Below are 14829 nucleotides of genomic sequence, written 5' to 3'. Positions count from 1 at the left end.
TTTCTAGTAAAAATTTTTTAGGAAATATAAAAAAATCCTGATTACAGAAAACGAATCATTCATTTTCTGTAATCAGGATTTTACGGTTCCTGGTAGAGACCCTCACGCCATATTCTGAGGTTATACAGGTATTATTCATTTATAAGCGAGCACTTTTAATAGTCTACTAGCTATTGTATAATTTTTCAAGTAGTAAAACTTAGTTGCAACACTACTTTTAACCAATAGAAGTGTTAATTATCCATAAAAAATAATTTCATAACTGTTGACTACACCTCCATAAAATATTATGATGTTATTAGTTAAGCGCTTTCCCTAAAAAGAGCATATCAAACAAAAAGCAATTCCATTTATTTTTTTCTTAAAAAGTTAAGCGTTTTCTTTTTTTAAAATGTTGGTCATCTTGATTAAAGGAGTATATGCTATGGCGGATATGACAGTAGGAATTATTGGTGCCGGGAGAATTGGACAATTACATGCCGAATATATCATGAGTATGTCCTCCATTGAGTTGAAAGGTATTTGTGATATTGAAATCGACCATTTGAAAGGGTCCATGATGGAGAAGCATGTTCCGGTGATAACAACAGACCCATCTATCCTTATAGAGGATGAAGAAATGGATGCAATATTTATCTGTTCCTCTACAGATACACATTGCTACTATATCGAAAAGTGTGCACAAGCAGGAAAGCATATTTTTTGTGAGAAGCCTATTAGCTTTAGTCTAGAAGAAACAAAGGCAGCTTTGCAAAAGGTGAAGGAAGCAGGTGTTCATTTACAAATCGGCTTCAATAGGAGATTTGATACACATTTCAGCAAGGTATATGAAGCTGTATCAGCAGGGAAGATTGGCAAGCCTCATATTATTAAAATTACCTCACGAGATCCAGAACCTCCGAGCGAGGCGTATATACAATCATCTGGCGGTATGTTTATCGATATGACGATCCATGATTTTGATATGATCAGGTATTTATCTTCCAATGAAGTCGAGTCTGTATCTGTCGTTGCTGCTAATTTGGTTGATCCATGTTTTCAGAAGTATGATGATGTCGATACGGCGATTATTACCCTGACATTTGAGGATGGGTCGATCGGGGTTATCGATAATAGTCGGCGAGCGGTATATGGGTATGATCAACGGATCGAAGTATTTGGCGAAAAAGGTGTCGTAATGGCGGATAATGAGCGGGAATCAAATGTTCAGATTGCAACAAAGGAGTCGGTGACGTTGGATCACCCCAAGTATTTCTTTTTAGATAGGTATAAACAGGCTTTTTATCGGGAGATTCAAGCTTTCGCTAGAGCGATTATCGATCAAACACCAGTAAGCTGTACAGGGGAGGATGGACTAGAAGCGCAAAGGCTAGCAATTGCGACAAGGCTGGCATGGAAGGAAAATCGTACAGTCCTACTGAGTGAAATTGAATAGAGGGAGGAATGCGTGATGGCTTCATTATTACAAAAGCCTCATCCGAAAGATCATGAAGGTAATATTATTCGAGTCAGTCCTGAATCTGCTGGATGGAAGTATGTAGGCTTTGAAGTGTATCAGCTCTCATCAGGGGAGATTTTGAGAAAGGATACGAATGAAAATGAGGTGTGTATCGTACTTCTTAGTGGAAAGGCCGATGTGCAAACAAAGGATCAAACTTTTGAGAATATAGGGGAAAGAATGAGTATTTTTGAAAAAATTCCTCCATATTCTGTTTATGTGCCGAATCAGGATCAATTTATGATTGAAGCAAAAACAAAGCTTGAGGTTGCTGTATGTTTAGCGCCAGGGAAGTCCCATTACAAAGCAAGGCTAATCGAACCGAAGGATGTTGATCAAGAGGAGCGCGGTTCAGGGAAAATGAGTAGGAGGATTCATCATATTTTACCTGAACAAAAAGAGGCGGATAGCTTACTCGTAGTGGAGGTTTTTACACCTGATGGGAATACCTCGAGCTATCCACCACATAAGCACGATCAGAACAATCTACCAGAAGAATCTTATTTAGAGGAAACGTATTATCATCGTGTGAATCCGTCACAGGGGTTTGTGTTTCAACGGGTCTATAATGATGACAGAAGCTTGGATGAGACAATGAGTGTGGAAAATCGTGATGTCGTCCTCGTGCCAGAAGGTTATCACCCTGTATCATCTGTACCTGGCTATGAGTCGTATTATTTAAATGTGATGGCAGGTCCAGTGCGAACATGGAAGTTTCATAATGACAAGGATCATGAGTGGTTATTTTAGACTTAGGTTAAGCGCTTTACAAAAAGGAGGATAAGGATGTATCACTTAGACTTTCGATCAGATCGCTCCATGGATTTAGTCGGGATTGGCAGGCTTTGTATTGATTTAAATGCCGATCAATTTAATCGACCAATGGAAGAAACGACGTCGTTTACGAAGTATGTCGGTGGCTCACCAGCGAATATAGCGATTGGAGCAGCTCGGCTTGGATTAAAGAGTGGATTTATTGGAAAAGTGTCTGATGATCAGATGGGCCGCTTTATTCAGCAATACTTGAAGGAAAACAATCTTGATGTAAGTGGTCTATCCGTTGATGATACGGGTGCTGTCACAGGGCTTGCTTTTACCGAAATAAAAAGTCCGGAAGAATGTAGTATCTTAATGTATCGAGATAATGTCGCTGATCTTAAGCTAGACACTTCGAATGTATCAGAGGAGTATATTCGCCAAACGAAAGCGTTATTAATATCAGGGACAGCCTTGGCTGCAAGTCCTTCTCGGGAAGCGGTCTTTCTCGCATTAGATTATGCGAAAAAGCATGGAGTAGTCATCTTCTTCGATTTAGATTATCGCGCGTATACTTGGAATAATGAGCAGGAAACAGCGATTTATTATAATCTCGTAGCGGAAAAATGTGATGTGATCATTGGTACTCGAGAAGAGTTTGATATGATGGAGCAATTTGAGAGCTTTCGTCAAGATGATCATCAAACAGCACAAAAATGGTTCCACTATGCTGCCGAAATTGTGGTGATCAAGCATGGCGAAGCAGGATCGATCGCCTATACAAAGGAAGGGAAATCAGAGCGAAGTGGTATTTTCAAAACAAAGGTATTAAAAACCTTTGGAGCAGGAGATGCCTATGCGTCGTCTTTTATCTACGGATTAATGAATGGCTGGGAGTTAAATCGAGCCATGGAGTTCGGAAGTGCTTCTGCCTCGATTGTTATTTCTAAGCATAGCTGTTCAGAGGCGATGCCAACTGTCGAAGAAATTGAAACCTTTTTAAAAACAAGCAGAAAAGAATGAGAGTGGATGAACGATGCTAGTAACCTTAAATGAGCTATTAGATCAGGCTTTAGCAAAAAAATGTGCAATTCCTGCCTTTAATGTATTCGGCTATGAGGATGCGAAAGCAGTAATCGATGCGGCGGAGGAGCTTCGTGCACCTGTGATTTTGGCAACAAACAAAGTCGCGATACATCATATGCCGATTGACGTAATCGGAGCCATGCTTGGGAAAATGGCGAAAAAAGCAAGTGTGCCTGTAGTGGTGCACCTCGATCATGGGCAGGATTATGAGACAGTGGCAAAGGCAATAGCAGCAGGCTATAGCTCTGTCATGTATGATGGATCTGCCTTACCATTTGAGGAAAATGTCAAGAATACAAAGGATGTAGTAAAGCTAGGTCATGGATTTGGCGTTTCTGTAGAAGGAGAAATCGGATCGGTAGGATATAGTGATGTGGCACAGAACCATGGTCGGTTAACAGATCCTCAAGAGGCAAAGGAATTTGCGGAAAGAACAGGGGTAGACGCATTAGCTGTCGCGGTCGGAACGACACATCGAATGGAGACACAATCGGCTTCTGTGGATTATCCGTTGATTGAAACGATTCAAGGGCTTGTTCGTCAACCACTAGTCATGCATGGTTCGACTGGCTTACCCGATAAAGCTTTACGACAAATTAGTCAAATGCATTTTTGCAAAGTAAACATTGGGACAGCGATTCGGATGCGTTTTGGACATAGTCTGCGCAAAGCTATGCAGGAAAAGCCGGATGTGTTTGATCGGCTTGAGCTAATAAAAGAACCAATGCGAGAAGTGAAAGAGGAAGCGATAAATAAGATGAAATTGTTACAGGCAAACCTTATGAATTAACAGGAAAGGGTGAAGGGTCCCATGACTAGATTACAAAATTTTATTGGTGGAGAATGGGTCGATATAGAGAGTCATCAAGAAGAGGTTGTCTATAATCCCGCAACAGGAGAAGAATTAGCACGTGTCCCATTATCGACAAAGGAAGATCTAGATAGGGCGGTGAATGCAGCCAAAGAAGCATTTGCCTCATGGAAGGAAGTAGCTGTACCGAAACGCGCGAGAATTCTGTTTAAGTACCAGCAATTATTAGTCGAGCATTGGGATGAGCTAGCAGAAATCATTACAAAAGAGAATGGAAAAAATTTAAAGGAAGCACATGGGGAAATGCTTCGTGCCATTGAATGTGTAGAATTTGCTTCCGGTGCACCTACTTTAATGATGGGGTCACAGCTTCCATCGATTGCGACAGGACTAGAATCAGGCGTTTATCGCTATCCGATCGGCGTGGTTGGTGGAATTACGCCATTTAATTTCCCTGGAATGGTACCTTGCTGGATGTTTCCGTTGGCGATTGTAGCAGGAAATACGTTTATTTTAAAGCCATCAGAAAAAACACCACTCCTCGCCAATCGTTTGGCTGAACTGTTTACAGAAGCAGGACTGCCAAAAGGGGTGTTAAATATTGTGCATGGTGCGCATGATGTCGTAAATGGCTTATTGGATCATCAGGATGTGAAGGCGATTTCCTTTGTAGGATCACAGCCTGTAGCGGAATATGTCTATAAAAGAGGGACACAGAATCTGAAACGAGTGCAAGCACTAGCGGGAGCTAAAAATCATTCGATTGTTTTACAGGATGCCCATTTAGATAATGCAGTAACCCAAATTCTAAATGCATCCTTTGGTTCAGCTGGAGAGAGATGCATGGCATGTTCTGTAGTGGCCGTAGAAGAAGAGATTGCTGATGACTTTATCGACTTATTAGTGAAGAAGGCGAATGAAATTACGATTGGTAGTGGGCTTGACGAGAATGTCTTCTTAGGACCTGTGATTCGTGACGAGCATAAAAAACGGACATTGCAATATATCGAAACAGGGCTAGAAGAAGGCGCCCAATTGATCCGTGATGGTAGAACGGACCAAAAGAGTCAAGCGAAAGGGTATTTTGTTGGACCGACGATCTTTGACCAGGTTACGAGTAAAATGAAAATTTGGCAGGATGAAATTTTTGCACCAGTCTTGTCGATTGCACGAGTCAAGAATCTGGAGGAGGCGATCGAGCTTACAAATCAATCCAAATTTGCGAATGGAGCTTGTTTATTTACCAATCATGGTGGAAGGGTTCGAGAATTTCGCGAAAAAATCGATGCTGGTATGCTAGGGGTCAATATCGGGGTGCCTGCACCGATGGCGTTCTTTCCTTTCTCAGGCTGGAAGGATTCCTTTTATGGGGATTTGCATGCGAATGGAAAAGATGGATTAGAATTTTACACACGTAAGAAAGTAGTCACCAAACGCTGGGTATAGAAATAGTCTTCTGATTAAATCAAATGGGGTGATCGGATGAAATTAACCACTTCACAAGCACTAATGAAGTTTCTTAATCAGCAATATATCGAAATAGATGGCCGTAAGCAAAAATTATTTAAAGGGATATTCACTATTTTTGGACATGGAAATGTATTGGGGATTGGTCAAGCGTTGGAAGAAGATAGTGGGGATTTAGAAGTATATCAAGGGAGAAGTGAGCAAGGGATGGCCCATGCTGCGGCCGCCTTTGCTAAGCAAACGGGCCATCAGCAGCTAATGGCATGCACGACATCTGTTGGCCCAGGATCTGCGAATATGGTGACAGCAGCGGCCACCGCAACGGCAAACAATATTCCCATATTATTAATTCCTGGGGACACATTCGCCTCTAGACAGCCAGACCCTGTTCTACAGCAGATTGAACAACCACACGATTCGACGATCTCGACAAATGATGCCTTTAAGCCAGTGAGTAAATATTGGGATCGAATCACAAGACCAGAACAGCTAATGACAGCACTAATTCAAGCGATGAGGGTACTAACAAGGCAAGCCGACACAGGTGCTGTAACGATCGCTATCCCACAGGATGTGCAAGCAGAAGCCTATGATTTTCCTGCGTATTTTTTCGATAAAAGGGTGCATCGTTTTGATAAGAGAAAACCGGATGATCGTGCATTAGATCGTGTGGTTGAATTAATCACTAACAAGAAAAAACCGCTGATCATATGTGGTGGCGGTGTTCGGTATAGTGATGCTGGCAAAGAGCTAGCCAAGTTCACCGAGAAATATCAGATCCCATTTGCGGAGACACAAGCAGGTAAAAGTGCGGTGATTAGCGATCATCCAATGAATTTAGGTGGTATCGGGGTAACGGGCAATTTTGCTGCCAATCAGATCGCGAAGGAAGCAGACGTCATCATCGGCATTGGTACAAGGTTTACAGATTTCACGACATCCTCCAAGCACTTGTTTCAGCATCAAGACGTCGAATTTGTGACGATCAATAATTCAGCCTATCATGCATCGAAATTAGATGCTCACCCATTAGTAGCGGATGCAAAAGTGGCTATTGAACAGCTTGATCAGCAACTAGCCCATCGTCAATACCAAACAGAATACAGTGACGAAATTAGCAAAATAAAACGAGCATGGCAGCAGGAAGTCGAGCGTTTATCATCGATTCAATATGTGAAGGGCTTGAAGCCAGAGGTGGAGGGACATCTGGACGAGGAATTAGCGGAATACGAAAAGGCTTTAAATACGTCACTTACCCAGACACAGGCGATTGGGGTTATTCAACAGCATATTGCCGATGATGCAATTATTGTTGGTTCATCAGGTAGTCTTCCAGGGGACCTTCAACGAATGTGGATCAACCGTAAGCCAAATACGTATCATCTAGAATATGGCTATTCCTGTATGGGCTATGAAATTTCCGGATCATTAGGAGTGAAATTGGCTTCCCCTGACCAGGAGGTATATGCAATGGTGGGGGATGGTAGCTATTTAATGCTCCATTCCGAATTAATTACAAGTGTTCAAGAAGGACAGAAAATCAATGTATTACTGTTTGATAATGCAGGATTTGGCTGTATTAATAATTTACAAATGGATCATGGAATGGGTAGCTTTGGCACAGAGTTTCGCAAACGAGATCATCAAACAAAGCAGCTGACAGGCGAAATCATGGCGATCTCTTATGCCCAAAGTGCGGCTGCATATGGGGTGAAAACCTATACGGCAACAAATGCCCAGGAGCTAGTCGAAGCATTAGAGGATGCGAAACATCAATCTATTTCCACCTTGATAGATATAAAGGTTTTACCAAAGACAATGACACATGGATATGATGCTTGGTGGAATGTAGGTGTGGCGGAAGTGGCTAAAAAACCAGTGATTGAGCAAGCAGCAAAAGAACGGCAAGTGAATCTAGCAGCTGCAAGAAAATATTAAGGGGGGAGAAGATGTTTCGTAAAGAAGATATCCAATTAGGGATTGCACCGATTGGCTGGACCAATGATGATATGCCAGAATTAGGTGGGGACATCCCATTTGAGCAATGTATTAGTGAAATGGCATTAGCAGGCTTTACTGGTACAGAGATAGGCAATAAATATCCGAGGAATATCGATGAGCTAAAGCAGGCATTGCAGCTGAGGGGACTTCAGATTGCTAGTGCATGGTTTAGCGCCTATTTAACGACAAAGCCATATGAGGAGACGGAAGCGGCCTTTATTCAGCATCGGGATTTCCTCCATGCCATGGGAGCTGAGGTGATCGTGGTATCGGAGCAGGGTAAAAGCATTCAAGGGGAGATGGATACTCCGTTGTTTGAAAAGAAGCCAAAATTCAGCGATCAAGAATGGCAGACACTAGCACAAGGGTTAAATCGATTAGGAGAGCTAGCACAGCAAAAAGGATTGAATTTGGTCTATCATCATCATATGGGGACAGGTGTACAGACGGCAGACGAAATAGATCAGCTAATGAATCTCACAGATGAGAATCTAGTCTATCTATTATTTGATACTGGTCATCTCTATTTCTCTGGTGACGATCCGCTCTATATTCTAAAAAAGTATCTTGACCGTATTAAGCATGTCCATTTAAAGGACGTAAGAGCCGATATTGCCAAACAGGTTCGAAATGGACAGCAAAGCTTTTTACAAGCAGTGAAGCAAGGCGTATTTACCGTTCCAGGAGATGGTGCCTATGATTTTCTACCAGCATTTGAGATATTAGCAAAATCCAGCTATAAAGGCTGGCTCTTAGTGGAGGCAGAACAAGATCCTATCAAGGCAAATCCACTTCAATATGCTCTAATCGCAAGAAATTATATACGAGATAAAGCAGGTATTTAAAACGATAAATAGTTTGAACTATAATTACAATATTATTTTGTCGATCAAATATGATAAGATAATATTGTAATTTTATTTAAGTCATAGGTTAATAGAAGTTGGTGAGATGATTGAAGGTTACCATTTATGATGTGGCCGAAAAAGCAGGCGTTTCTATCGCAACAGTATCGAAGGTAATTAATAATACGGGTAATATGCGAGAATCCACAAGGCAAAAGGTCATGAGGGTAATGGAGGAACTGAATTATTATCCGAGTGTGATGGCTTCTGCTTTAACGGGAAAGAAGACACAAACACTCGGTTTATTAGTACCAGATATATCAAACCCTTTCTTCTCGGAAATGGCGAGGACCATAGAAGACAGTGCACATGAACAAGGTATGAGTGTGATCATGTGCAGTACGGATGAGGATGAAGAAAAAGAAAAAAAATATTTAGAATTGCTACGAAGAAAACAGGTAGACGGATTTATCATCGCCTCCTCCTTTCGTGAAAAAAAGCTATTAGAGGGTATCAAGAGTGCAGGGATTCCAATGGTGATGTTAACGCAAAATTCAGGTACATTAGGAGTTACCTCGATATCTGTCGATGATTTCACTGGTGGCTATGAAGCTACCTCTCATTTACTGTCATTAGGTCATGAGAATATTGTCATTATTACCGAACCAAGGCTAAGCAGTAAAATGAGGTTGTACGGGTTTAGAGAGGCCTATGAGACTTATGGCTTTTCCTATAAAGAAGAGCTCGTAATGGAAACAGTCGCCTCGATGGAGAATGGCAAGCAATGCTTCCAGGAAATTTTTCAGAAAAAAAAGCGTCCTACGGCTGTGTTTGCTTGTAATGATTTAATAGCGATTGGTGTCATTCAAGGGGCTAGAGAGCATGGATTGAACATACCAGAGGATCTTTCCATTGTTGGTTTCGATAATACGATTCTTGCAACGACAACTGTTCCTTCCCTAACAACTGTTGCCCAGCCGATCAAGGAGATGGGAAAAAAGGTGGTGGATGTGATTGTCGATCATATTCAACATGGCGAAAAGAACGCAGAGCGGATTTTGTTTAAGCCAACATTAATTGCAAGAGATACCACAGGGAAACCGCATAAAAATGGATAAATTTAGATTAAACGCTTAACTTAATATGCAGAAAAAGTTAGAAGAACAATGCGAATGGCATTGTTCTTTTTTCTGTTATAGCATAGATGATAGATTAGAAACCCAATATTAGCAAGCTTTTAAGGAAAAAAATAAAAAAACTCTTGTATTATTCTATCATAGTTGTTACAATACAATTTAAGAAAGCGCTTAACTAAAACAAGGTTATTAGGGAAAAGTACTATTTTTTTACACGATAAGGAAAGCCCTTACAATTAAACGATTTTTAAAAAGGAGAGGTTATGTGTGAAGAGAGCATTTTTATTGGTCATCGTATTCCTAACGACTTTTTTGGCAGCCTGTTCAGAGTCAGGATCTAGTGGTGATGGTGGGTCAGAATCAAGTGACAAAATGCAATTTTATGTTTCAGGCGATACGGTAGAAGGCTCTGCCTTAACAAAAATGTCCGAGAAGTATACAGAAGAAACAGGAGTAGAAATTGAAGTAGTAGATGTTCCTTATGATGATATGGTCACGAAGATTACGAATATGATGCGTGCAGAAGAACCTCCAGCACTTGCTCGTGTGACAGGATTTAACCCTGCCTGGCAAGGAAAGCTCATGGATTTAACAGAGATTGCAGAGAAAAATAATGTCATGGTCGATATGGGAATTTCGGTTGACGATCAATTAGTCGCACCACCATTAGATCTTACTGCTGTTGGGATGTTTATTAATAAGTCATTGTTTGAAGAAGCGGGAGTAGCTTATCCAACAACAGAAGAAGAGATTTGGACATGGGAAGAATTTATTGATGCAATTCATTCCGTCGTGGAAGCCACCGATGCCCAATATGGCATGGTAATGGATAATTCCGAGCATCGATTAAATGCCTTTTTATACCAGCATGGAAGTAAAGGGTTTTATCAAGAGGGTGATGAATATACCACAAATGATGAAACAAAGGATGCACTAAAAAGATTTATCGATTGGAATGATAATACGATCATGCCGAAAGCGGTTTGGACAGCAGGCGAAGATGCGTCGTCCATGTTCAAGAGTGGTCGAGTAGCCGCATATATGTCAGGCTCTTGGCAAATCACGGACTTTGCATCGAATATTAAAGATTTTGAATGGGAATCCGTTTATATGCCGTACGAAGATGTAAGGGCTACCAACCTAGGTGGTAACTATTTAGTTGGGTTTGAAGGATCTGGTCAAGAAGAGCAAGCAAAAGAATTTATTGATTGGTTATATCAAAAGGAAAACTATGAACAGTTAGCGACATATGGTGGTTACTTACCTGTAACAGAGGATGCAGAAGTGGATTATGAATTAGCTCCAGAAGCCTATGAAATCTATCAAAAAGAGATTGCGGCATCTGATCCGATTGCAAGTCAGCAACGGAATGAATTAGTGAAAAAACAATTGGTATCACAAAGAAGCCTAGGTAGTGTTCTAGCAGAAGAAATGATTACCACATTAAATGGTGAACAGAGCCTAGATGAGGCGATAGAAAATGTAAAAAACCAAATGACAGATGCTTATGTAGAGTGATCGAAGGAATAGCGACCATTGTAGATGGTCGTTATTCCTTCACAAGTACGAAAGGGGGGCGAACTCCATGAAGGATACGAATAAAAAATGGGCGTTTTTATTTATCGCTGCAAACCTCGTGTTGTTTTTAATCTTTTTTGCATGGCCAGCTATTTTAGGCGTCTATTATTCTTTAACCGAATACAACGGGAATGTAGCCACATTTATCGGGTTGGATAATTATATCAATCTATTTCAAGATTCTAGCTTTTATAAGGCTTTATCAAGAACATTTATCTACACGGCATTAGGTGTTCCGTTAGTCTATGTCACCTCCTTATTTGTATCGGTGATGCTTACAAGCAAGCATACGAAGGGTAAAAATGTCGCTAAGATTATTTTCTTCTTTCCATGGTTAGTTTCTCCGATTGTCGTAGGGGTGCTTTGGAGATGGATGTTTGGGGAGAGCTTTGGTTTTGTTAATTTTATCATTCAATTGATTGGCGGAGACCCGGTTCCGTGGTCATCCAATGGTAATTTTGCCTTCATCGTTGTTTTATTTGCAACGGCATGGGGAGGTACCGCTTTTAATATGCTGATATTTATAGGGGCGATTATTAGTATCCCTCAATCGTTATATGAAGCGGCAGATGTGGATGGGGGTTCAGGATGGCAAAAATTCTGGCATATTACGCTTCCTTCCATTCGATCAACCTCTTTCTTAGTCATTTTATTAGCTGTCTTTAATTTGATGAAGGAGTTCCCGATGGTTCAATCCTTAACAAATGGCGGACCAGGAACGGACACGACGTTTATTGTGCAATATATCTATGAAACAGGCTTTGACCAAATGAGGGTAGGATATGCAAGTGCCGCATCGATGGTGTTATTTGTGATCCTGTTAGTTTTCTCATTAATCCAATTTAAATTTGCGAAAGGGGGAAGGGTAGATGAATAGTAAATTAACCGATAGATTTTCTACCGTCATGTTGACTACGGCACTGTTTATCGTTGCTTTAATGTACCTTTTCCCTATTCTTTGGCTACTATTAAGTTCCCTAAAACCAGGAAGTGAATTGTTTTCGTATCCTCTATCTATTATTCCGGAAAATCCAACCTTTGATGGTTTTGTATATTCATGGTCTACGATGGAGTTTATTAAATATTTTTGGAACACCTTAGTCGTAGCGATTATTACCACTGTATTAACGGTCATTGCAAGTGCAACGTGTGGATATGCCTTAGCGAAATACCATTATAAGTGGTTAAATGTCTTTTTGATCTGTATGCTCGCGACAACGATGCTACCAACAGAGGTTATCATGACTCCTACCTTCTCTGTTATCCTAGATCTCGGTCTATATGATAGCTTATCTGGGTTAATTATTCCTTCGATCAATACGGCGACAGGTATATTCATGTTTCGGCAGTACTTCATGACAGTACCAAATGATTTAATCGAATCAGCAAGGATTGATGGAGCGAATGAGGGTAGAATCTTTTTCGGATTAATGCTACCAATCGCAAAGCCTGTCGTGATCACATTAGCGATATTCTCGTTTCAATGGCGATGGAATGATTATATTTGGCCACTCATTGTACTAAGTGACCCTAATAAATATACGGTACAAATCGCATTACGTAGCTTAATTGGAGCAGATAATATTGATTGGGTGCTACTGCTTTCATCCTCTATCATCTCACTTGTTCCAATGATTCTCATTTTTATTGTATTCCAGCGTTATATCATGGATACAGGCGCTACATCCGGACTCAAAGGATAGAATAGGGATATCTGCGGGAGGTAAGGTAATGAAATGGTATCACCAAATAGTCGAGAAAAATGATGACATAACGGAAAGTCAATTAGAACATCAAGTGATGGATAAAAATAGTAAATACTTTGGCGGAATTACGAATCAAGCTACTGGGATTCCAAGTCCTAGTCATACGGGTACGTGTAGTGTAATAGGAAGTTGGGTATGCTCCTATGTGAATGCAGATGCTGAATACTATCATTCCCATGAACTAGCAGAGAGAATGGAATTGGCATTAGATTATATGTTAACCCAGCAGCACGAGGATGGGACGATATCACCAGGCTGGACAAATTACCATTCCCCACCAGATACGGCATTTATCATAACAGGTTTTGCCCAAATATATTGGTTACTACAAAAAGATGGTTCTAGATTGGCTGAAAAAGTAAACTTATTTCTTAAAAGAACGATCCCAGCAATGTTAACAGGTGGTTGTCATACGCCTAACCATCGATGGGTGTTAACCTCTGCGCTTTCCCATCTTTACACCATTTTCGAGGACCCCGCCTTAAAGGAAAGGGCGGAGCAATGGCTACAGGAAGGCATGGATATAACGAAAGACGGGGAATGGACAGAGCGCAGTAACGGAATCTACAATTCTGTCAGTAATATATGTCTATATCACACGGCATCATTGTTGGGCAAACCAGCATTATTCCAATATATTAGAGAAAACCTTGATATGATGAAGTTTCTTGTGCATCCAGATGGAGAGGTTGTAACAGATTACTCTGGCAGACAGGATTTAGGGAACCGATATGATCTAACCCCATATCATTTAATCTATCATTTAATGGCATACAAGGATGATAACCCGCAATATATGGCGATGGCTGAATTAGCATTAGATCGATTGAGTGAAGTAGGACCTGTCAATAACCATCTCATGCTCGGGTATTTGTCGTTTCCTTTTTTGCAAGAGGAGAAGGTGGAGAAAGCAGAGCTACCAAAGGAGTACGAGATTTTCATTAATGAGAATTATCCGGTGAAGGAAAGCCTGGATAAAATGGATGAGGTGGGTCACCATTCGAAAATAGTCCATAGTAGTATGCACCGATCATTCGGTGCCCAAACCGTAAGATATCGAAAGCAAAATAGAAGTGCAACTATTATGGGAATGAATCCATCGATTTTTTCTTTGTATAATGGAAAGGCAAAATTATTAGGAACACAAATCTATACAAGCTTTTCGCCAGGTGTGGTTGAATTTGATGCTATTCATAGGATAGAAGGTGGTTACCGGTTATCCACTACTTTAGAGAAGGGCTATACAGGACCACTGCCAAGCTCGTACACGAATCAGGAAGGGGAAAGAAGCACATGGTACTTACTTCCTCATCAATTAAGGCCACCGACCCATACACAATTCCTCCAAATAAGTGTAGATATCTTGAAGGAAGAAAATAATTGGACGATAGCTTTACAAACTGATCCGTTAGAGGATGTTTTTATACAGGTTGTCTTTATTTTTAATCAGGAGGCAATGATTCGTTCGGATGGTGTTAGTGAAATTGATAAGAATAATCACCTCTGGAAGGATGGGCAGCTAAATATCCGTATGGGCAATGATCGCATGTCCATTTCACTGGGAGCATATGAGCATTGGCAAAAGTCTTTAGGTAGCATGAAAAGTAGTGAGAACATTCAAGAGTATCGGGTGAATGTCCTTTCTCCTGTGAATAAACGGTTTTTGATAACTATTTAAAAGATGAATTATAGGTTAAGCAGCTAGTATTCCTAATGAGAAATGGAGGTGAAGACAATGGACGCTCCTTCAAGGTCGTATCCATTGTCTTCATTGTGCTTAATTAAATAATTTGAACTGAACGAGTCGGGGGGATATTAATCTTCCCTCTTTTTTGATTTCTTTGTACTTTTCTTTCCTATGATCTTCCCAAATAAGTATTCTGAA

12 protein-coding genes and 1 riboswitch are annotated in these 14829 nt (G+C 40.7%); all 12 genes read left to right on the top strand.

The genetic code is table 11. The annotated features are described in order from the left end of the window. Window positions 1-49: 49 nt before the first annotated feature. Window positions 50-148, bottom strand: a riboswitch (purine riboswitch). Window positions 149-424: 276 nt separating this feature from the next. Continuing rightward, complete coding sequence (gene iolG, locus ACZ5R4_RS12555) at window positions 425-1435, top strand: inositol 2-dehydrogenase (RefSeq protein WP_464367411.1); 1011 nt, start codon at window positions 425-427, stop codon at window positions 1433-1435. 15 nt (window positions 1436-1450) lie between these two features. Further along, a complete protein-coding gene (gene iolB, locus ACZ5R4_RS12550; protein WP_464367410.1) occupies window positions 1451-2248 on the top strand; it encodes a 5-deoxy-glucuronate isomerase in 798 nt (265 codons plus the stop codon). A 36-nt stretch (window positions 2249-2284) separates the two neighbouring features. Further along, complete coding sequence (iolC, locus tag ACZ5R4_RS12545) at window positions 2285-3277, top strand: 5-dehydro-2-deoxygluconokinase (protein ID WP_054788776.1); 993 nt, start codon at window positions 2285-2287, stop codon at window positions 3275-3277. Window positions 3278-3290: 13 nt separating this feature from the next. After that, window positions 3291-4130, top strand: coding sequence for a class II fructose-bisphosphate aldolase (locus tag ACZ5R4_RS12540; RefSeq protein ID WP_464367409.1), 840 nt, complete (start codon window positions 3291-3293; stop codon window positions 4128-4130). Between the two features lie 21 nt (window positions 4131-4151). Continuing rightward, window positions 4152-5597 (top strand): CoA-acylating methylmalonate-semialdehyde dehydrogenase, encoded by a 1446-nt coding sequence (locus ACZ5R4_RS12535; protein ID WP_464367408.1) that lies wholly within the window; start codon window positions 4152-4154, stop codon window positions 5595-5597. Between the two features lie 36 nt (window positions 5598-5633). Then, window positions 5634-7556: a 3D-(3,5/4)-trihydroxycyclohexane-1,2-dione acylhydrolase (decyclizing) gene (iolD, locus tag ACZ5R4_RS12530; protein WP_464367407.1), complete on the top strand. Its 1923-nt coding sequence runs from the start codon at window positions 5634-5636 to the stop codon at window positions 7554-7556. 11 nt (window positions 7557-7567) lie between these two features. Next, window positions 7568-8464 (top strand): myo-inosose-2 dehydratase, encoded by an 897-nt coding sequence (gene iolE, locus ACZ5R4_RS12525; protein WP_109983308.1) that lies wholly within the window; start codon window positions 7568-7570, stop codon window positions 8462-8464. A gap of 110 nt (window positions 8465-8574) precedes the next feature. Next, window positions 8575-9582 carry a LacI family DNA-binding transcriptional regulator gene (locus ACZ5R4_RS12520; protein WP_054861327.1) on the top strand — a complete coding sequence of 336 codons (1008 nt, stop codon included), beginning with the start codon at window positions 8575-8577 and terminating at the stop codon, window positions 9580-9582. A gap of 285 nt (window positions 9583-9867) precedes the next feature. Beyond that, window positions 9868-11118 carry an ABC transporter substrate-binding protein gene (locus tag ACZ5R4_RS12515; protein ID WP_109983307.1) on the top strand — a complete coding sequence of 417 codons (1251 nt, stop codon included), beginning with the start codon at window positions 9868-9870 and terminating at the stop codon, window positions 11116-11118. A gap of 67 nt (window positions 11119-11185) precedes the next feature. After that, window positions 11186-12055: a carbohydrate ABC transporter permease gene (locus ACZ5R4_RS12510; protein WP_109983306.1), complete on the top strand. Its 870-nt coding sequence runs from the start codon at window positions 11186-11188 to the stop codon at window positions 12053-12055. Next, on the top strand, window positions 12048-12881 hold the full coding sequence (locus ACZ5R4_RS12505) for an ABC transporter permease subunit (RefSeq protein ID WP_054861329.1): 834 nt from the start codon (window positions 12048-12050) through the stop codon (window positions 12879-12881). Before ACZ5R4_RS12510 ends, ACZ5R4_RS12505 begins: the two co-directional genes overlap by 8 nt. 28 nt (window positions 12882-12909) lie before the next feature. Then, a complete protein-coding gene (locus tag ACZ5R4_RS12500) occupies window positions 12910-14622 on the top strand; it encodes a hypothetical protein (RefSeq protein WP_464367406.1) in 1713 nt (570 codons plus the stop codon). The last annotated feature ends 207 nt before the right edge of the window (window positions 14623-14829 follow it).

The sequence above is a fragment of the Gracilibacillus sp. JCM 18860 genome, assembly GCF_055395245.1.
This window is presented reverse-complemented; position numbering and strand designations above follow the sequence as displayed.